15 protein-coding genes are annotated in these 19,219 nt (G+C 60.6%); 3 read left to right on the top strand and 12 right to left on the bottom strand.

Annotation, left to right across the window (positions count from 1 at the left end):
- Nucleotides 1-21: 21 nt before the first annotated feature.
- From L4G42_RS05165 to L4G42_RS05145, 5 genes are all read right to left on the bottom strand, one after another.
- Nucleotides 22-1,410 (bottom strand): ATPase domain-containing protein, encoded by a 1,389-nt coding sequence (locus tag L4G42_RS05165; RefSeq protein WP_237252066.1) that lies wholly within the window; start codon nt 1,408-1,410, stop codon nt 22-24.
- Between the two features lie 271 nt (nt 1,411-1,681).
- Entirely contained in the window at nt 1,682-1,888 is a 207-nt protein-coding gene (locus tag L4G42_RS05160) for a hypothetical protein (protein WP_237252065.1), read from the bottom strand.
- A gap of 78 nt (nt 1,889-1,966) precedes the next feature.
- On the bottom strand, nt 1,967-2,851 hold the full coding sequence (locus tag L4G42_RS05155; RefSeq protein ID WP_237252064.1) for a manganese catalase family protein: 885 nt from the start codon (nt 2,849-2,851) through the stop codon (nt 1,967-1,969).
- A 367-nt stretch (nt 2,852-3,218) separates the two neighbouring features.
- A complete protein-coding gene (locus L4G42_RS05150; protein WP_237252063.1) occupies nt 3,219-3,482 on the bottom strand; it encodes a PAAR domain-containing protein in 264 nt (87 codons plus the stop codon).
- Between the two features lie 217 nt (nt 3,483-3,699).
- Nucleotides 3,700-3,942 carry a DUF2931 family protein gene (locus L4G42_RS05145; protein ID WP_237252062.1) on the bottom strand — a complete coding sequence of 81 codons (243 nt, stop codon included), beginning with the start codon at nt 3,940-3,942 and terminating at the stop codon, nt 3,700-3,702.
- A gap of 387 nt (nt 3,943-4,329) precedes the next feature.
- Here L4G42_RS05145 and L4G42_RS05140 point away from each other — a divergent pair, with 387 nt between their 5' ends.
- Nucleotides 4,330-5,472 carry a MalY/PatB family protein gene (locus tag L4G42_RS05140; protein WP_237252061.1) on the top strand — a complete coding sequence of 381 codons (1,143 nt, stop codon included), beginning with the start codon at nt 4,330-4,332 and terminating at the stop codon, nt 5,470-5,472.
- A gap of 37 nt (nt 5,473-5,509) precedes the next feature.
- Here L4G42_RS05140 and L4G42_RS05135 read toward each other — a convergent pair whose 3' ends face one another.
- From L4G42_RS05135 to L4G42_RS05125, 3 genes are all read right to left on the bottom strand, one after another.
- Nucleotides 5,510-6,694, bottom strand: a complete 1,185-nt coding sequence (locus L4G42_RS05135; RefSeq protein ID WP_237259415.1) for an acetyltransferase domain-containing protein — start codon at nt 6,692-6,694, stop codon at nt 5,510-5,512.
- A gap of 194 nt (nt 6,695-6,888) precedes the next feature.
- Entirely contained in the window at nt 6,889-8,616 is a 1,728-nt protein-coding gene (gene ggt, locus L4G42_RS05130) for a gamma-glutamyltransferase (RefSeq protein ID WP_237252059.1), read from the bottom strand.
- Between the two features lie 526 nt (nt 8,617-9,142).
- Nucleotides 9,143-9,826, bottom strand: coding sequence for a TIGR04211 family SH3 domain-containing protein (locus tag L4G42_RS05125; protein ID WP_237259414.1), 684 nt, complete (start codon nt 9,824-9,826; stop codon nt 9,143-9,145).
- Here L4G42_RS05125 and L4G42_RS05120 point away from each other — a divergent pair.
- A complete protein-coding gene (locus tag L4G42_RS05120) occupies nt 9,825-10,016 on the top strand; it encodes a hypothetical protein (protein WP_237252057.1) in 192 nt (63 codons plus the stop codon). The genes L4G42_RS05125 and L4G42_RS05120 overlap by 2 nt on opposite strands.
- A 221-nt stretch (nt 10,017-10,237) precedes the next feature.
- On the opposite strand, the gene glgB is transcribed toward L4G42_RS05120, so the two are convergent.
- The 3 genes from glgB to L4G42_RS05105 are packed head-to-tail and all read right to left on the bottom strand — an operon-like array spanning nt 10,238 to nt 17,863.
- Nucleotides 10,238-12,487 carry a 1,4-alpha-glucan branching protein GlgB gene (gene glgB, locus L4G42_RS05115; protein ID WP_237252056.1) on the bottom strand — a complete coding sequence of 750 codons (2,250 nt, stop codon included), beginning with the start codon at nt 12,485-12,487 and terminating at the stop codon, nt 10,238-10,240.
- Nucleotides 12,488-12,489: 2 nt separating this feature from the next.
- Nucleotides 12,490-15,810 (bottom strand): maltose alpha-D-glucosyltransferase, encoded by a 3,321-nt coding sequence (gene treS / locus L4G42_RS05110; protein ID WP_237252055.1) that lies wholly within the window; start codon nt 15,808-15,810, stop codon nt 12,490-12,492.
- Between the two features lie 16 nt (nt 15,811-15,826).
- Nucleotides 15,827-17,863, bottom strand: a complete 2,037-nt coding sequence (locus tag L4G42_RS05105) for an alpha-1,4-glucan--maltose-1-phosphate maltosyltransferase (protein WP_237259413.1) — start codon at nt 17,861-17,863, stop codon at nt 15,827-15,829.
- Between the two features lie 341 nt (nt 17,864-18,204).
- Between L4G42_RS05105 and L4G42_RS05100 the strand changes: the two genes are divergently transcribed.
- The gene (locus tag L4G42_RS05100) at nt 18,205-18,381 is read left to right on the top strand and encodes a hypothetical protein (protein WP_237252053.1); all 177 of its coding nucleotides are present in this window, start codon (nt 18,205-18,207) and stop codon (nt 18,379-18,381) included.
- Nucleotides 18,382-18,607: 226 nt separating this feature from the next.
- Here the strand turns inward: L4G42_RS05100 and L4G42_RS05095 are convergent, their stop codons facing one another.
- Complete coding sequence (locus L4G42_RS05095; RefSeq protein WP_237259412.1) at nt 18,608-19,153, bottom strand: MgtC/SapB family protein; 546 nt, start codon at nt 19,151-19,153, stop codon at nt 18,608-18,610.
- Between the last annotated feature and the right edge of the window lie 66 nt (nt 19,154-19,219).

Here is a 19,219-nt window from a genome sequence, read left to right as displayed (position 1 = left end):
CCACGTTGCGAATCGCATATCTCAGACCTTCTTCATGGTGATTCCAGCGTTGCTCATCACGACTTCAAGTGGCGAGGGATCGTAAGCGTTGTCTCTGATCTTCAGAATCGAAACCTGTCGTTGAAGTTCAGTCCGATGCTGCACGAACTGGACGAGCAGCAGGTTATCCACCACACCGGAGACATCCGGCGCCGGGAAGCTCGCGCGCTCGTCGAACAACCGATGGGCTTCCCATGCCGCCATGACCGTGACGCCCCGGGCGCGAAGTTCTCCGAGCAATGTGTCGAGAACGTCCAGTACCCGACTCTGATCGGCGGCCGCGCGGCTCAGGGCGTTGAGGCTATCGATGAACACGCGCTTGATCTGCAGCCGCTCGACCCTGTCGAGCAAGTCGTAACAGACGCGATCAATCAGCCCTGCCGAGGCCGGTGTCCAGGCGATGTGCAACGCGCCCGACGCTTCCAGCCCCGCGAAGTCCTTTCCGAGAGAACGCGCTTTGGTCATCGCCCGTTGTGGCGATTCATGAAAGCCGAAGTACAGCCCGGGCTCCTGTGCGGAGCAGCCGCTCAGAAACTGGATGCCCAGAGACGTCTTTCCGGCGCCCGAAGGCCCCATGATCAGAGTCACCGAGGAACGGACCAGACCGCCACCGATATGCGCGTCCAGCCCCTCAATGCCGCTGCTCAGGACTGCGTGAGCGTGATCGGGCATGGCACCGGTTCGGGTCAGCATGGATTCCAGACGCGGGTAAATGGAAATGCCCTGGTCGTTGATCTCGAATTCGTGGGCGCCGGGGATCGCGCCGCTGCCCCGGGTCTTGCGCATCTTGATCCGGCGCACCGTGCGCGACCCGACCATGTCTTCGCCCATCTCGATCACGCCGTCGACCATGGTGTGCTCGGGACTGCCATCGTCCAGTTGCGAGCTGGTGAGGAACAGCACCGTGCAGCCGGCAAAGGCGGCATGGCCCTGAAGCTCGGAGATGAACTGCTTGGTGTCCAGCGGCGTTTCTGCCCTGGAGCGCGCGTTGAGCAGCCCGTCCAGAATCAGCAGGCTGGAGTGTTGGCGACTGATCTCGCGGCGCAGCAACTTGACGACTTCGTCCAGACCGTCATTCTCGAGGGTGTCGAACGCGCTGACGAACTGGATGCTCTGGCCGACCGCTTCGCGGTCGAAGAAGCTCAGGGTCGAGAGGAAATGAAACAGCCGGTCGTGGGGTTCGGCGAGCAGTGTTGCGAACAGCACGCGGCCGTTTTGCCGGACGTGGTTGAACCCCAGCTGGTTGGCAAGGATCGTCTTGCCCGACCCCGGCCGTCCTTGAATGATGTATGACGCGCCCGCAACAAGGCCTCCTTTGAGCAGTGCGTCGAAGCCCTTGTTCCCGCTTTCAAGGCGTTTTAGCTGATTCAAATCTGCTCCCTCTCCTGATGTGCATCAGGCCTGAAAATACGCATTGCCCACGCGCGAAGACCAATACAGTGGCGGGTAATCGCGGATCAGTCCAGCCCGTCGCAACGTTGCGTACCAAGGGCCCTGTATGCACCGCATCGGGATCCAATGCTGCTCCCTCACCAGAGACAAAAAAACCCGCTTTCGCGGGCAAAATCGATGGAGTCGTAGCGGGATGAAACGGGCTAGCCAGAGGGCGTTTCTATAAAATCGTCCACAGAAGCTTCGCGTCTTAATGGAGTCTTTCCACCCCTTTTACGGATTTGGGCAACAGTCCGGCTTTAAATTGCTGGACAAACAACGCCGTTCTGAATCCACGCCCCAGCGTTGCTGCCTCAGCTTCGAAGCGGTTCAAACATGAAGTGAAGTCCAGCTGAGCGTTGTCGTTGAACAACTCGCTGGCTGCATTGAGCGTCGAATCTTCCAATAACTTATTCATCAGAAATCTCCATGCTGTACGTGGCCTGGGTCATATCGTCGGCTGGGCCAGTTAGGCACCGGCCCTACCCTTATCAGTTTACTCAGCTTTGCCCTGAGCCAGACCCGACCCGAGGTCAGCACCGGTCATGGGGTCGGCTTCCAGATCAGACTTCAACCGCTCTTTCATCATGGTCAACGTGACCGAATCGTCCTCGCTCAACGTGACCGAAGCGGTACCGTCACCCCCATCTACTGCCGGCTTTGGATTCTCGACGTATTCGAAATCAGTGTCGCTGTTCCACGGCCCACGTACATTCGGCTCGCCGTTGGACATGCTGAAGTAAGTCCGGGAGAACTCTGGCATGCCTGGCAACTTGCCTTGCGGGAAGTTCGGCTGAATCGAATGCAGCGCTTTCTCGAAGGAAATCTGATGCGCGATTTCGCGCGTCATCAGGAAGCCCAGCGCGTCCTTGATGCCTGGATCGGTGGTCACGTTCATCAGGCGCTCGTAGACGATCTTCGCCCGTGCTTCGGCAGCGATGTTCGAACGGAAGTCCGCCGTCGGCTCACCAATGGTGTCGATGTAGGCTGCAGTCCATGGCACGCCAGCGGAGTTGACCAGCGGAGCGCCACCGCCGTACAGCAGGCTGGTGATGTGCGAATCATTGCCGGCACCGTTGATATCGCGGTACAGCTCGCCTTCGGCTTGCACGCCCTCGGCCAGTTTGCCCTTGGCACCTTTGTTGAGCATCACAATGATCGACCCGATGATCTCAAGGTGGCTCAGTTCCTCGGTGGAGATGTCCAGCAACAGATCCTTGCGACCTGGATCTTCTTCAGCCAACGCTTGAGTGAAGTAACGAGTGGCCGCAGCCAGCTCGCCCTGGGCGCCACCGAACTGCTCCAGGAGCAGATTGGCCAGGCCCGGATTAGGCTCGGCGACGCGAACCGTGTATTGAAGACGCTTATTGTGCAGGAACATAGTGTTACTCCCTTCTCAGGCTAATTTCGTAGCAGGGTTTTAACGACACGTTCAGATTTTTATTACGGCGATCTGTCAACTAAGCAGAACGCACAGATATAAAGAGGGGGCGGTGAAGATGGAATTCAGCAAAGCGAGAACCCCACCCGACAAGTGGTTTAGTACTGAAAGTTTAATAACGCTGGGTTGTGTCCCGACGAGCGGCGACTGCCTCAGTTGAAGCCACGTCTGGGAATGTGCATGCGATTTGGCCCGGATTGCATGGCTTTGGATGGCCTGGTGAAGAGTCACTGGATCGACGGCATTGCGCCGCCGATCCCTTCGGGCATTTTTCGAGCAGGTTCTTTCTGGCCCGCAGACGCCCGGTTTAGCCGATGACAGCGCCCTTGGGCCCGCTGGCAATCAGGGCTGCACCACACGCGGTCTTCATGCCGTCCAAAGCAACCCGGACTCCGTCCACGGTGTAAGTGCTGCTGCCCTCGGCGATGGGGAAAATACCTTTACACAACGGGCAACTGACTTTGTGCCCTACCCCGGCAATGGTTTTACCGTTGAGGTCGGTGTGCGAAAAAGCTTCAAGCACAACGCCGCCATGAGTGGTGAGGTCGCCTAGGCGGATGATGTCTTTCATGTAAGGAGGCTCGTTGTTGGGTTGAGTGATTGATTGTTCAATTACATTGATTCCCTTTGAGTTGATTGGAGTTGGCAACTATTAGTTTTGCCGCCCCTGAATTTGAAGCCGAGTTACTGAGGAACGGGCTGTTTTTGGTCAACTTTATTGATGTGGTTTGGATGCTCTTGGAACTGCAACTGAAGACGTGCCTGAACCGCTGAAAACAAAACTCCCGCTATGGCTTGATCATTTCATCGCGTACCCATTGGGGTATTTTGATCAAAACTTTGTAGGCTTGTGGTTCAACTAAGGATTGCCCACGCAGCAAAATCTGATCTGGCAAGTCGACGTTATTGGTGGGTTTGAACTTGCCTCCTCTTCCGTGCCAGCCATCCGGCTGACCCGTGTAGCTTGCGCCGCCACCGTGCACGCGAAAAAATGCAAGGCCGCGCTGATCCCGCACATCAACCGTCTCCACCCACACCTCCATATTTTCGGGCGCCGCCAACCCTACATACCCCGCCGGATACGGCAGTTTGGGTCTCGCCGGAATGAAGAGTTAGCTGCACAGGCACTCAGGCTGATAAGCAATCCCACCGCAACGGCCAAGCGCCCCATTCGGGATAACCTTCTTGCGGACGATTGAGATGCACGTTCCTACTATTAATCGATCAACTCGTCCATGAGGGGTGCTGAGGCGGGCGAAGATGAGGCATTTCAAAGTGTGACTCCAGAGGAGGAGACACGAAGAAGACAGTTCCAGCGGCATTTACGGATTAATCCTACAAAGGGCAAATCGACAGCAAACCCGACCCCTCATTCTCTGGCACAATCCCCTCTTTTTTCGAGCAGGACAGGCCAGAACATGGATCTGAATAACGTTTTTCAGCGCTTGAACACCGGCAGCAAAAAGTGGAGCCAGTACCCCGAAGACGTGCTGCCAATGTGGGTGGCGGACATGGATTTCCCGGTAGCCGCGCCCATCGTGCAGGCGCTGAAGAACCGTCTGGAGCATCCGCTGCTGGGCTATTCCGTACCCCAGCAGGCATTGCGGGAGACCCTGGTCAAGCACCTCGCCGAGCGCTACGGCTGGCAGATCGAAGCGCAGGATCTGGTGTTTCTGCCCGGGGTCGAGCCCGGTGTGAACATGGCGCTCCATGCGCTGGTCTCGCCGTCCAGCGCAGTGCTGGTGCAGACGCCCAACTACTCGCCGCTTCTGCACGCGCCGACCAACTGGAAGCTGCCGCGCATCGATCTGCCCTTCCATGCCAACGCCCGAGGCGAATACCCCACCGACATTGCGGCGCTGGAACGCGCCCTGCCCGACCGCGGCGCCCTGCTGCTGAGCAATCCGCACAACCCGCTGGGCAAGGTCTTCGAACGCGACGAATTGCTCGCCATCGGTGAGGCCTGCGTGCGACGTGATGCGCTGATCATTTCCGATGAAATCCACGCCGACCTGCTGTTCGACGGTCGCCAGCACACGCCGATCGCTTCCCTGAGCCCGGAGATCGCGGCGCGCAGCGTGACGCTGATGTCCGCGAGCAAGGCCTGGAACATCGCCGGTCTGAAAACCGCGTTCGCCGTGGTGCAGAACGCCGAGCTGCGCCAGCGTTTCAACGCCGGACGTCTGGGGCTGGTGGACAGTGTCAATGCGCTGGGACTGGAGGCGACCGAAGTGGCCTATCGCGAAGGCGGCCCGTGGCTGGAACAGGTCGTGGCGTATCTGCAGGACAACCGCGATTACCTGGCCGAGGCCATCAAGACCCGCTTCCCGGGGATCACGATGCACCTGCCCCAGAGCACGTATCTGGCGTGGCTGGATTGCTCGGGCCTTGGGTTGGAAAGCCCGCAGCAATTCTTCCTCGAACACGGGAAAGTCGCGCTCAGCGACGGGCTGGAATTCGGCGACGACTGCGGCCAGTTCGTGCGCCTGAACTTCGGCTGCCCACGGCCGATGCTGGAAGAAGGCCTGGCGAGGATGGAACGTAGCCTGCGCGACGCCTGACGCCTTCCCGGCTAAAGCCGGTCCTACATGACCGTGCTCAGAAGTACTTCAGCCAGGCAATGTCCCGTCGTCGCGCCTTGAGCGCCGCGAACCCGCTCACCGCCGGCCATAGCACAACGGTGAGCACCGCAGCGCAGCCCCACAGGCCCAGTACCGAGGTGAACCCGAAGTACTGGCCTTGGGAGGTGCCCCAGATCGCGACCGCGCCGACGTAAAGCAACTTCAGCACGTACAGGTGCAGCAGGTAGAAAAACATCGGCGCCGCGCCAAACGCCAGCAGCGGTCGCAGCCATGCCCGCCCTTGCTGACGCTCAAGCCAGACCAGCACCAGCAAGCCGACGCCCAGCGTCAGGCTGATAAACAGCAGCGACGGCGGGTACTTGGTGACGTTGAGGACGCTCATCAGCGTATGCGCCGTGGTGTCACCCTCCACCCACGGCTTCTCGCCATAGCCGTTGATCCCGCGCAGTGCGAGAAACAGCGTCAATGCGCCAAACCCCCAGGCAATCAAGTTGATCTCGCGCTTTTCTGCATTCGCGTCGCGGCCAAACCAAGGCCCGGCGGCGTAACCCACGGCAATCACGCCAATCCACGGCAGCAGCGGGTACGAGGTGCGCAAGCGCAGGCTGTCGCCGACCTCGATCCAGCCGCGGTCATGCAGAATCGCCCACGGGATGTGCAGAGCCGAGCCCACGGAAAAGTGCATGTCATCCAGCAGGTTATGCCCGGCGATGATCGCCATCCCCAGCGCCGCCAATACGCCGCGCGGCAATACCACCATCGCTGACAGCGCGATCATGCTCAGCCCAATCGCCCAGATGACCTGCAGGTAAATCACCGTCGGCGGAAACTGGAACATCCAGGCGAAATTCACCAGCGTCAGTTCAAGCGCGATCAACACCAGCCCGCGCTTGAACAGAAAACCCGCCACCGCGCCCTTGCCCGCATGCCGTTCGCCATACAGCCAGGCGGAAAGCCCGGTGAGAAACACGAACAGCGGCGCGCAGAAATGCGCGAGGGTGCGGCTGATGAACAGGTCGACGCTGGTGTTGGCGACCTCCATCGGGTCGCTGACCTGATGGTGCAGAAAGAAGGTCTCGCGCACGTGATCCAGCAGCATGAACACGATGATCAGGCCGCGCAGGGCATCGATCGATTGCAGGCGGCCGGGATGAGCGTTGGACGTGGCGGGAGATTGCAAGGTGACAGACAGGGTTTGCATACGCGGTGGACTCTCGAAGCGCGATAACCGACAGGCCCCTGAAGGACCCAAAAATCGGGTTATAACATAACACTTCGAGGCGCCCTGCGCGCAACCGGAATCACGCGCAGGGTCTTCCCAGTGGAGAACTACAGCACGCCGTCACCGGACAAGAGCGCCCTGCCCCCGTCCGGTGAAATCATCAGGTCCGTGGATCAGTAACCCAGCGACAACCCCGTGCTGCGACGTGGATCGTTCGCACCGTAGAAGCGGTTGTTGCCCACGGGCTTCCCACCCAGCGACGGCGCGCCGACGAGAATGGCAGCCAGGTGGTTGGCATCCTGCGGTCCGGCAAACTTATGGCCCCAGCTTTCGAGGATCTTCTGGGTGTCAGGGCTGACGGCGAGGGTTTCCAGGTTGGTGGTTTCCGGCATCCACTGCTGGTGGAAGCGTGGCGCATCGACCGCTTCCTGGATGTTCATGCCGTAGTCGATGACGTTGAGCATGGTCAGCAAGGTAGCGGTGATGATGCGGCTGCCACCCGGAGTACCGACCACCATCACGGTCTTGCCGTCCTTGGTGACGATGGTCGGGCTCATCGACGACAACGGCGACTTGCCCGGCGCGATGGCGTTGGCTTCGCCCTGAATCAGGCCGTACATGTTCGGCACGCCGACCTTGGAGGTGAAGTCGTCCATCTCGTCGTTGAGTATCACACCGGTGCTGCTCGCCATCACGCCTGCGCCGAACCAGTCGTTGAGGGTGTAGGTGACGGAGACCGCGTTGCCCCATTTGTCGACGATGGAATAGTGCGTGGTGTTGTTGCCTTCGTGGGGCGCGACGCCGGGTTTGATGTTCTGGGAGATACCGGCTTTCTGCGGTTCGATGGCGGCGCGCAGCTTGGCGGCGTAGTCGCGGTCGAGCAAATGGCTGATCGGGTTCTTGACGAAATCCGGGTCGCCCAGGTAGCTGTTGCGGTCGACGTAGGCGTGACGCATGGCTTCGATCTGGTAATGCAGGCCTTGGGCGGAGTGATAGCCCAACTCCTGCATCGGGTAGCCTTCAAGGATGTTCATGATCTCGCAGATGACCACGCCGCCGGAGCTCGGTGGCGGCGCCGAGACCACGTGGTAACCGCGGTAATCACACTCGATTGGCGCCAGTTCGCGGGTCGCGTATTTATCCAGATCCGCCTGGGTGACGATGCCCTTCCCCGCCTGGCTGGAATCGACGATCGCCTTGGCGACCCAGCCCTTGTAGAAGCCGTCGCTGCCTTTGGCGGAGATTTCCTTGAGGGTTTTGGCGAGGTCTTTCTGCACCAGGGTGTCGCCGACTTGCAGTGGCTGGCCCTTGTTCAGGAAGATCGTACCCAGGTCTTTTGCGTCGGCCTTGAATTCGTCGGTGGCGGTGCCGAGCAGGTCGACATCGCCTTGCTCCAGGGCGAAGCCGTTTTCAGCGAGTTTGATCGCTGGCGCAATGACTTCGGCGCGTTTTTTGGTGCCGTATTTGCTGAGCGCCATTTCCATCCCCGAAACCGTTCCGGGCACGCCGACGGCCAAGTGGCCCTTGGAACTCAGGTCCGGCACGACGTTGCCGTCCTTGTCCAGGTACATGTTGGCGGTGGCGGCCAGCGGCGCTTTTTCGCGGAAGTCGAGGAAGGTCTTGCGCCCGTCCGCCAGCTGGATGGTCATGAAACCGCCGCCGCCCAGATTGCCGGCAGCCGGGTAAACGACCGCCAGCGCGTAGCCCACCGCAACGGCCGCATCGACCGCGTTACCGCCGGATTTGAGCACGTCAACGCCCACGTGGGTGGCCAGGTGCTGCGCGGTGACGACCATGCCGTTTTCAGCAGCGGCCGGGGCCACGGAAGCGGCGTGGGCGCAGGACAGACCAAGGGTGAGCGCCATCGCAACGAGCGACTGGGCGAAGGGTTCGAACTTCATGGGTGGGGTTCTCTTTTTCTTGTGGTGGGAAACAGCGGTGGGCAGAGGATGCTCCGCACTAAAATAGCGCATGCGGGGAAAGTTGCCAGTGATTGCCGGGAATCCCTGTCAGATGAACGTTGGGCTCAAGGTGCGTCCCCACGATATCTAGCACTGTAGGAGGCGGCTTGCTGGCGAATGCGGTTGGCAGATCCGAAAGTGTCGACTGACAGAATCGGTTCGCCAGCAAGCCGGCTCCTACGGGGTCGTGGCAGTTGGGAGAGCGTGGTATGGCCGGAGATGGCTGCCGGAAATCCGCTCCGACAGGCTGCACGCGAATATGAATCTGTAGGCGCCGGCTTGCTGGCGAACCCAGGGTGTCAGGTAACACATGAGCAAGTGACCAAGCTAGGTCGCCAGCAAGCCGGAGTCTGCAGAAGGCGCGGTGTGTCAGGCGAAAACAGGTTGATATGAGACCGTCTTCGCGGGCAAGCGCGCTCCTACAGTAGAGGCCGATTAGGCCCACAACTGGCGCAGGCTGACCTACTCAAAACCACCGATCGTTGCGCTTGCGGCCCTTGGTCAGGGACGGGAGGATCAGGCCCAGCAACAGGCCAGCGCCCGCGATGCTGCCGCCGTACACCATGTAACGCATCAGCACCTGATTGTTCTCGTCACCCAGTTTCGCCTGAGTTGTGCGCAAATCCGACTGGGCGCTGGCCAACTGCGCGTTCAGATCCTTGGTGCGGGCCTCGAGCTCGTCGACCAGCTTCTTGCGCGACTCCAGGGTTTCCTGCATGCCCTGAACCTTGGTTTTCCAGTCATCGTCGATGGTCTTCAGTTGCGCGCTGACGTCCGCGGCTTTCTGTGTCAATTGCGGCAAGCGCTCGGCCTGCCCCGGCACTTCCTGCAGGTCAGCGGTGGGAATCCACACGTTGTCGCCAGCGCTGCCGCGCACTTGGCTGTAGTCGCCCTGGGTATTGATCAGCTCGACTTTCTGCCCGGATTTCAGCGTGCCGACGATGCGATAGCCGTCGGTAGGGCCGCTGCGCACGTAGGTGCTGAGGGTGTCACTGACCCAGCGGTCTTTGCTCTGCGTTTCGGCGTGCACCAATGGGCTGGCAACGGCAGAGGTCAACAAAGTGGTGAGCAGGCCGGCGTTGAGCAAACGGCGTCGAACGCCCGGCACAGGGGTAAAGCGAAGGGAAGCATTGGAGGGAGAAATAGGCATGGATAATCTTCGACAAATTGAAAAGAAGGCCGGTGGGCGGGCCGCATGCAAGGGAATCACGCCTGGTCGGACAGCGACGAACAACGCGCTGCAACTGCTGGAAAAGGCATCTGGCGCGGGCGAAATTCAGCCGGACGCCAAGGGTCGTAACCCGGGCGTACTGCGCGCGCAGTGGTCAACAGACCATTGAAAAGATGTCAGGTTCATTAGCGAGGGATGACATTCGTCCGGGAAGCGTCCCACAACCTTTGTCGGAAGTGCTCAAACGACTGTGGGAGCGAGTCGGCTGGCGAATGCTCCATTAGCCGAACAAGTCGACTGATTAAAGCGATCCGCGAGCAAGCTCGCTCCCACAGGTTTTACTCAGCTGCTACTTAGCTGCTACAAAAAACGACGCACTGGCAGGAAGCATCAATCCTCCTGCTGCAGCTGTTCCACAGTTGGTTTCAAGATCACTACACCCAGCGGCGGCAGATTCAGAGACAGCGAGAACGCCTGGCCATGATCCTTGATCTCGTCGGTGCGCACGCCGCCGCCGTTGCCGAAGTTGGAACCGGCATAGATCCCTGCGTCGCTGTTGAACAGCTCGGCCCACTTGCCGCTGAACGGAACGCCAACGCGATAGGCTTCACGCGGCACGGGCGTCAGGTTGGCGACCACCAGCAACGGCTCACCCTCCTTGCTCCAGCGCAGGTAGGCATAGACGCTGTTGCCGGCGTCGTCACCGATTACCCACTGGAAACCCTGTGGCTGACAGTCCTGCTCGTACAGCGCCTTTTCCGTGCGATACAACCGGTTAAGGTCGCTGACCAGCGTGTGCACGCCCTTGTGCTCGGCGTACTGCAGGAAATGCCAATCCAGCTCGGTGTCGTGGTTCCACTCACGCCACTGGGCAAACTCACAGCCCATGAACAGCAGCTTCTTGCCCGGGTGGGTCCACATGAACGACAGGTACGCGCGCAGGTTGGCGAATTTCTGCCAGCGGTCGCCGGGCATCTTGTCGATCAGCGAATGCTTGCCATGCACCACTTCATCGTGGGAAATCGGCAGGACGAACCGCTCGGACCACGCGTAGACCAAGCCGAAACTTAGCTGAGAATGGTGATGCTGGCGATGGATCGGATCCTGCTCGATGTACTTGAGCGTGTCGTGCATCCATCCCATGTTCCATTTGTACGAGAAGCCCAGACCGCCCTGCTGAGTGGGCTGGGAAACGCCCGGCCATGACGTCGATTCCTCGGCAATGACCAGCGCGCCCGGCGCTTCGATCGCCACCACGTCGTTGAGGTGGCGCAGGAAGTCGATGGCTTCCAGGTTTTCACGGCCGCCGTAACGGTTCGGGACCCATTCGCCGGCATTGCGGGAATAGTCGCGATACAGCATTGAAGCCACCGCATCCACGCGCAACGCATCGACGTGGAAGTTCTTCAGCCAATGGATACCGGAGGCAATCATGAAACCGTGGACTTCGGTGCGACCCAGGTTGTAGATCAGCGTGTTCCAGTCCTGATGGAAACCTTCATGAGGATTGGCGTATTCGTACAGTGCAGTCCCGTCGAATTGGGCCAGACCGTGTGCGTCGGTCGGGAAGTGCGCCGGCACCCAATCAAGAATCACGCCGATGTCGTTACGGTGGCACGCATCAACAAATGCGGCGAAGTCCTCCGGTTTGCCGTAGCGCGCACTCGGTGCAAACTGCGACAACACCTGATACCCCCAAGAGCCGCCGAAGGGGTGTTCCATGATCGGCATCAGCTCGATATGGGTAAAGCCCAGTTCCTTGATATACGGAATCAGGTTGTCGGCCAGCTCGCGCCAGTCATACGGGCGATCAGGCTCGTCATCGCCACCATGGTGCCACTGCCACGAGCCGGCGTGCAGCTCGTAGATTGACAGCGGCTGATGAATGTCGTGCTTGTCGCCCCGGGACTGCATCCAGTCATTGTCCTGCCATTCAAAGGCAAGCGGCGCAGCGACTTTCGACGCCGTGGCAGGCGGCAGCTGGGTGGCGAGGGCCATCGGGTCAGCTTTCAGCGGCAGAACGCCGTGCTGGCCGAGGATCTCGTACTTGTACGCTTCGCCCGGCCCGATGCGCGGGATGAAAATTTCCCACACGCCAGTCGGGTGACGCAGGCGCATCGGGTGACGGCGGCCGTCCCAGCTGTTGAAGTCGCCAACCACCGAGACACGGCGGGCATTTGGTGCCCACACCGAGAAGCGCACGCCGTCGACGCCATCGACATTCTTCACCTGTGCGCCAAGTGCGCTGCTCAGGTCGCGGTGGTTGCCCTCGGCGAACAGGTACAAGTCCATCTCGCCAAGCTGCTCGCCAAAGCTATACGGGTCTTCGGTGATTTGCTCGCCGGTGGCCCAGGAGATTTTCAGCACATAGGGTTCACGCACCGGAAATTGCCCGGCAAAGAAGCCCGGCTTGTCGGTCATGCTCAGCTCGCCGAGGTCACGTTCGCCGTCGCGCGCGAGCACGCGCACGGCCAGTGCATGGGGCAGATAGGCACGGATCACCTGGCCTTCAGCGCCATCGCTGTGGGGACCGAGCATCGAGAACGGGTCGCGATGCTCCGCGCGGATCAACGCGTCCAGGTCGACGGCGCTGGGCAATATTGCGTGGTTGCCGTTACCGAATTGGTCAGACGCACTCATTTTCATTCTCCATCAGACAGGTCGAGAAGCCCGCGCAAACCTTGAAGCGGAACCGACAACCATGTCGGCCGATTCTCGGCCTCGTAGGCCACTTCATAAGCGGCTTTTTCCAGGGTGAACAGCGCCAGTGCGGCCGCCTCACCTTTGGCATCTTTCCAGTCGTGACCCACTTGGCCGGTGGCCTTGCGGTAGCCGTCGAGGAAGGCCTCGCGGGCCTGCTTCAAATACGTCTCGGCCACTTGCTGGCGGGCGGTTTCAGCCTGCACCGACGTGTCGGCACTCTGCGCGTTGCGCATGGCCATCGCCGCAGCGTAGTCGAAAGAGCGCAGCACGCCGCTGACGTCTTTGAACGGGCTGTATTTAGCCCGACGCTCCTGCAGCGGACGCGCCGGCTCGCCTTCGAAGTCGATCAGGTAAGCATCGCCCTTCACCACCAGCATTTGGCCAAGGTGCAGGTCGCCGTGCACGCGCATTCTCAAGCCGCCGACCGATTGCCTGGCCAGGGTTTTGACTTGGGCCAGCAGCGCCTTGCGCTTGCCCAGCAATTCAGTGATGAGCTGCTGATCCTGTGCTTCCAGCGAGTCACGGTGCTGCTCGAGCAACTGCAACGCACGCTCGATCTGCGCCGAAACGCTCTTCGCTGACGCCTCACTGTCCTTGACGCTGGTGACTTCGGTCTTGAAGTCCGGGTTGTCCGTCGGCGCGCCGAGGATCACGTGCATCTCGCCCAGACGCTGACCCAGCAGGCCGGCGAAGTCTTGCAGTTCGATCAGCGCATTGGCTTGCTGCTCCAGCGCCGACTGACCGTGGGCCATGTGATCACGCACGGCGCGTTCGAGGTTGTTCTGCGTCCATTCCCACGCATCGCCCTGATTGCTGAGGTAACCCTGGGCAATCATCAGCAGGTTTTTCTCGCCCTGCCCGTCGACGCGCACTACCGCACCCAACAGCGGCGAAATATGCGGGTAGCCGGCTTCGGTGAGGTACGCGCCCATTTCAAGCTCCGGGTGAGTACCCGCCGCGACACGGCGAATCATTTTCAGGACCAGCTTCTTGCCGACCACCACTGAGCTGTTGGACTGTTCGGCCGAGAGGTAACGCACCTCGGCGTCTTCGTTCAGCCCCAGCGGCGCCAATTGCGAGGTGCTCTGGAATTGCAGCTCGCCGTCCGGGGTCGCCAGCACGGTGTTTTCCTGCATGCTGCGGATGACGCTGCGAATGAACGGTTCGAGGGTGAACGCATCGGTAATCAAGCCGACCTGGCGGCCGCGACGTACGCGCGACAGAGCGAGCTGTTGCGGCAAGGCGCTGCTGATGTCGTCTTCCGGCAACAGGCCAAACGGCAGCTGGTAGCGCACCACTTCGCCGCCGGAAGTCACTTCGATTTCGCTCAGCAACACCGGACGCACCGTGGTGCCGAAGCGCACGGCGTAGGCGATGTGGATGCTGTCGATGGCCGTGCCCTTGCCGGCGAACCAGCGGCGTTTCGGCAGATAGACAGACAGCGACGTCTGCTCCATGGTCTGGCGCAGGGGTTCTTCGAGCAGTTCTTCCAGGCGCTGCTTGAGCACCAGGGTCGGGAAGTCCGGCATGCTCTGGGCCGGTTCAACGTGCCAGCTGGGCATTTGATTCTCCGCGGCCAGCAAGAACCAGTAGAAGCCATAAGGTGGCAACGTCAGCAGGTAGTTGAGCTGGCCAATGGGTGGAAAGGCGCTGCCACCGAGCATTTCGACCGGCACGGTCCCGGCGTACGGCGCCAGTTCAAGCTCGGCGGCCTGGGAGGCGGCCGAGACGTTGGCGACGCAGAGGATGATTTCGGTCTTGCCGTCGGGGCCTGTGTACTCGCGGGTGTAGGCCAGGATGCGGCGGTTGCTCGGCGAGAGCATTTTCAGGGTGCCGCGGCCGAAGGCTTTCTGCTGCCTGCGCACGGCGAGCATGCGTCGGGTCCAGTTCAGCAGCGAGTGAGGGTCGTGATCCTGCGCCTCGACGTTGACCGATTGATACCCATACAGGGGGTCCATGATCGGCGGCAGCACCAGACTGGCCGGGTTGGCGCGGGAAAAGCCGCCGTTGCGGTCGATCGACCACTGCATCGGCGTGCGCACACCGTCGCGGTCGCCGAGGTAAATGTTGTCGCCCATGCCGATTTCGTCGCCGTAATACAGGGTCGGCGTCCCGGGCATGGACAGCAGCATGCTGTTCAGCAACTCGACGCGGCGGCGGTCACGTTCCAGCAACGGCGCCAGGCGACGACGGATGCCCAGGTTGATCCGCGCGCGACGGTCTGAAGCGTAGTAATTCCACAGGTAATCACGCTCGCGGTCGGTGACCATTTCCAGCGTCAGCTCATCGTGGTTGCGCAGGAAGATCGCCCACTGGCAGTTCTCCGGAATTTCCGGGGTCTGACGCAGGATGTCGGTGATCGGGAAACGGTCTTCCTGAGCCACCGCCATGTACATGCGCGGCATCAGCGGGAAGTGAAACGCCATGTGGCATTCGTCGCCGTCCTTGCCCTTGCGGTCACCGAAGTAGAGCTGGGTGTCTTCCGGCCACTGGTTGGCTTCGGCCAGCAGCATACGGTCGGGGTAATTGGCGTCGATTTCGGCACGGATCTGCTTGAGGACCTGGTGGGTCTCCGGCAGGTTTTCATTGTTGGTGCCGTCGCGCTCGATGAGGTAAGGAATCGCGTCCAGACGCAGACCGTCGATGCCCATGTCCAGCCAGTAACGCATGACCTCGATCACCGCCTTCATGACCTGCGGGTTGTCGAAATTCAGGTCCGGCTGGTGGGAATAGAAACGGTGCCAGAAGTACTGCTCCGCGACCGGGTCCCACGTCCAGTTGGACTTCTCGGTGTCGAGAAAGATGATCCGGGTGCCGTCGTATTTCTGATTGTCATCGGACCAGACGTAGAAATCCCGCGCCTTGGAGCCCTTCTTCGCATGCCGCGCGCGCTGAAACCACGCGTGCTGGTCGGAGGTGTGGTTGATGACCAGCTCGGTGATCACCCGCAAGCCGCGGTTGTGCGCCTCGGCGATGAACTTTTTCGCATCGGCCATGGTGCCGTAGTCGCTGTGCACGCCACGGTACTCGGCGATGTCATAGCCATCGTCGCGCCGTGGCGACGGGTAGAACGGCAGCAGCCAGATGGTGTTGACGCCCAGTTCGGCAATGTAGTCGAGCTTGGCGATCAGGCCGGGGAAATCACCGATGCCATCGTCGTTGGAATCGAAAAACGATTTCACGTGGACCTGGTAAATCACCGCATCTTTGTACCAGAGCGGGTCTTCGATAAAGGCAGCGTTACGGGGTTTCTTTGCCATGACCACATCCTTTTAATTATTGGTTTGTGGCTTTGATGCGCCAGATGCCGAACGACTGGTACGAAGGGTCCAGGCGCATGAACTGAGTCTTGCCGTACCAGGTCCAGGAATGCCCGGTCATCAAGTCTTCGCCCAGGGTGGCGGCGTCGTCCGCGAGGCCCATTTCCCACAGCGGCAGTTCGAAATTCGCTTCCTGCGCGTTGCGTGGGTCAAGGTTCACCGCGACCAGAATGAAGTTGCTGCCGTCCGCCGTGCGCTTGCCGAAATACAGGATGTTGTCGTTGTACGCGGTGTAGATCTTCAGGCCCAAGTGCGTCTGCAGCGCCGGGTTCTGGCGACGGATACGGTTGAGCTGGGCGATCTCGGCAATGATGTTTCCCTGCGCCGTAAAGTCGCGAGGACGGATTTCATACTTCTCGGAATCGAGGTATTCCTCTTTGCCCGGTACCGGCGCCGATTCACACAGTTCGAAGCCCGAATACATCCCCCACAAACCCGAACCCATGGTCGCCAGCGCCGCGCGGATCAGGAAGCCCGGGCGACCTGAATCGTGCAGGAACGGCGGGTTGATGTCCGGGGTGTTGACGAAGAAGTTCGGTCGGTAGCACTCGCGCCATGGCGATTCGTTGAGCTGAGTGAAGTACTCGCTCAGCTCGGCCTTGGTGTTACGCCAGGTGAAGTAGGTGTAGCTCTGGGAATAACCGACCTTGCCCAGACGCGCCATCATCGCCGGCTTGGTGAAGGCTTCGGCGAGAAACATGACTTCCGGGTGCTGGCTGCGCACGTCGGCGATCATCCACTGCCAGAACGGCAGCGGTTTGGTGTGCGGGTTGTCGACGCGGAAAATCTTTACGCCCTCTTTCACCCAGCCGAGGATCACGTCCCGCAGCTCGATCCACAGGCCTGGAACCGCATCCGGCGCATAGAAATCGACGTTGACGATGTCCTGGTATTTCTTCGGCGGGTTTTCCGCGTAACGGATGGTGCCGTCCGGGCGCCATGAGAACCAGCCCGGGTGTTCCTTGAGCCACAAATGGTCCTGGGAGCACTGGATGGCGAAGTCGAGGGCGATTTCCAGACCGTGTTCGGCCGCTGCGGCGACCAGCTCGCGGAAGTCTTCGCGGGTGCCCAGTTGCGGGTGAATCGCGTCATGGCCGCCCTCAGCGCTGCCGATGGCGTACGGGCTGCCCACATCATCGGGCCCGGCGGTCAGGGAGTTGTTTGGGCCTTTGCGGTGAGCGCGGCCGATCGGGTGGATCGGCGGGAAATACAGCACGTCGAAACCCATGTCGCGAATCATTGGCAGACGCGTGTGGACATCCTTGAAGGTGCCGTGGCGCTTTTTGTCGTCGGTGATCGAGCGTGGAAACAGCTCGTACCAGCTGGCGAACTGGGCCAGTTCACGCTCGACGTCCAGCGGGAATTCCAGGCTGCGGCTGAGAAACGCGTGGTTGTCTGCCTTGGCCATGATGGCGGCAGTTTCGCTGTTCAGCAGCAGTGCAACTTTGGCCTCGTTTTCCGTGGCCTCGCCGAAGCGCTTGACCAGGCTGTCGAGCTGGCCGCGCAATTCCAGTGTGCTGCGCTCGGCAGCGTGCACCAGGTGCAGGCGCCCTTCTTCCAGCTCCAGATCGATGGTGACGCCAGCGGCGTATTTCTTTTCCAGCTCGTAGCGGTAGCTGCCGAACTGATCGATCCAGGCTTCAAGGCGGTAGATGTAGCGGGTAAAGGTCGGCGGGGTGAATTCGCCGATCCAGCTGTCGTTGCCCAGTTCGCGCATGGGCACGGACTGCCATTGGTCTTCATCAACGGCGCGGTAAACAATGCGCACCGCCATCTTGTCGTGGCCGTCCGCGTAAATTTTGCTGGTAACCGTGACCGGCTGACCGACAACGGCCTTGGCCGCCAGCTGACCGTTATCGATCACCGGCTGGGTGTCCTCGATCACGATTCGCGGCAACTGCAAGGCTTGGGTCAGGGGTATAGGGTGGATAGAGTGGAGAACATCGTTGGCCAGGGAATCCGGGCCGTACGGCTGATCAGCAGTATCATTCATCGAGCATCACTCCTCACGCCCAGGGACGCCCGCTGCGGGGCGCCCATTGCTTCAGCGTCTTTGTCCATAACATAAGAGAGAGCCACGGGATCAACGCATCCGGACGTGGCAGCATAGGTTCCGAACGCCAGCGTCGGGCAAAAGTTCAAAGAGCTTGCGTGACGTTTGATCAAGTTACCGTACGGATAATGGCAGGCCAGGGGCTTCGGCGTAACGCAGTGACCGGGCGGATTGAGTGAATCATTGTCACGGCGCTGCGCGTCGAAATATTCGCGTGATGGCGGGTGTGATGCGACGTCACCTGACACGCCCCTCTCGACGAACCCAAGGAAGCGAAGACCATGAGCATTCCCGTTCCCGCAGAAACGCCCGACCCGAATATAGACGATCCCGAATTGCCCGTGCCGAAGCCCGAGGAGCCACCTTCACCGCTCATGCCCCCGGTAATTGAACCGCCGGTGGGTGATCCGCCGAGCGGCGAGCCACCGGCGATTCTGGATGAGAAGTTTCCTGAGTGATTGACCCCCTTTCCAGGCTGCAGCCGGTCCCACTGACGCAACATGGTTCTGTAGGACCGGCTTCAGCCGGGAAGCTTTTGGATGGCACGCCGCGATTTTGAGAGCGAGCCAACAGGCCCCTTCCCGGCTGAAGCCGATCCTGCAATGCGCGTGTTTCCTGTAGGACCGGCTTCAGCCGGGAATCGGTCAGCAGCCACACCCTCAATGTTTCCGAATGACCCCTCGCTCAAGGTTCCTGAGCGTCGCCGCCCGTGCTGCGGGCGGGGTCTTTGGCGCGGTCTTCCAGAGATTCAAAGCGCCTGACAATCCGCGGCATCAGACTGAAAATCCCCAGTGCCAGTAATGTACTCAGCACCGCCGTCATTTCCCTGCCCATCCCGGCTGCGATACCGATGGCAGCGGTCATCCACAAACCGGCCGCCGTGGTCAGGCCCTTCACTTGAGTAGCGTTGAGCGCATCGCCCTTGAGGATGGTCCCGGCTCCGAGAAAGCCGATCCCCGCCACAATGCCCTGCACCACTCGGCTCAATGCAGCGTCGTCGGCACCGGCCATGCGCGGCACCAGCACAAACAGCGCAGCGCCCATGCACACCAGCATGTGCGTTCGAACCCCGGCCGCCTTGCCCTTGTGTTCCCGCTCGAAACCCAGGATCCCGCCCAGCAGCGCCGCAATGACCAGGCGTATGGTTACGCGGGTGATCTGCCCTGCATCCGTGATATCAGAGAACTCGGCCTGCAGTGTTTCCACGACTTCTTCCCACCAGGCATTCATCAGTGCGTTCCCTTCATTCAGCGTCAGTGCGGTATGGACCGCGGCAGGGGCCGAGAGTGCGGGAGG

It is taken from the genome of Pseudomonas petrae (assembly GCF_021728295.1).
In the GTDB taxonomy this organism is placed as follows: Bacteria; Pseudomonadota; Gammaproteobacteria; order Pseudomonadales; family Pseudomonadaceae; genus Aquipseudomonas; species Aquipseudomonas petrae.
The sequence above is the reverse complement of the archived record's forward strand: the minus strand, read 5'-3'. Positions and strand labels throughout refer to the sequence as shown.

Excerpts from the sequence above, each read along its gene's own strand:
- L4G42_RS05095 (WP_237259412.1), bottom strand. The coding sequence starts at position 19,153 with ATGAATGCCTGGTGGGAAGAAGTCGTGGAAACACTGCAGGCCGAGTTC.
- L4G42_RS05150 (WP_237252063.1), bottom strand. The coding sequence starts at position 3,482 with ATGAAAGACATCATCCGCCTAGGCGACCTCACCACTCATGGCGGCGTT.
- ggt (WP_237252059.1), bottom strand. The coding sequence starts at position 8,616 with ATGAAGTTCGAACCCTTCGCCCAGTCGCTCGTTGCGATGGCGCTCACC.
- L4G42_RS05140 (WP_237252061.1), top strand. The coding sequence starts at position 4,330 with ATGGATCTGAATAACGTTTTTCAGCGCTTGAACACCGGCAGCAAAAAG.
- treS (WP_237252055.1), bottom strand. The coding sequence starts at position 15,810 with ATGGCAAAGAAACCCCGTAACGCTGCCTTTATCGAAGACCCGCTCTGG.
- L4G42_RS05135 (WP_237259415.1), bottom strand. The coding sequence starts at position 6,694 with ATGCAAACCCTGTCTGTCACCTTGCAATCTCCCGCCACGTCCAACGCT.
- L4G42_RS05120 (WP_237252057.1), top strand. The coding sequence starts at position 9,825 with ATGGATAATCTTCGACAAATTGAAAAGAAGGCCGGTGGGCGGGCCGCA.
- L4G42_RS05100 (WP_237252053.1), top strand. The coding sequence starts at position 18,205 with ATGAGCATTCCCGTTCCCGCAGAAACGCCCGACCCGAATATAGACGAT.
- L4G42_RS05105 (WP_237259413.1), bottom strand. The coding sequence starts at position 17,863 with ATGAATGATACTGCTGATCAGCCGTACGGCCCGGATTCCCTGGCCAAC.
- L4G42_RS05125 (WP_237259414.1), bottom strand. The coding sequence starts at position 9,826 with ATGCCTATTTCTCCCTCCAATGCTTCCCTTCGCTTTACCCCTGTGCCG.
- L4G42_RS05155 (WP_237252064.1), bottom strand. The coding sequence starts at position 2,851 with ATGTTCCTGCACAATAAGCGTCTTCAATACACGGTTCGCGTCGCCGAG.
- glgB (WP_237252056.1), bottom strand. The coding sequence starts at position 12,487 with ATGAGTGCGTCTGACCAATTCGGTAACGGCAACCACGCAATATTGCCC.
- L4G42_RS05160 (WP_237252065.1), bottom strand. The coding sequence starts at position 1,888 with ATGAATAAGTTATTGGAAGATTCGACGCTCAATGCAGCCAGCGAGTTG.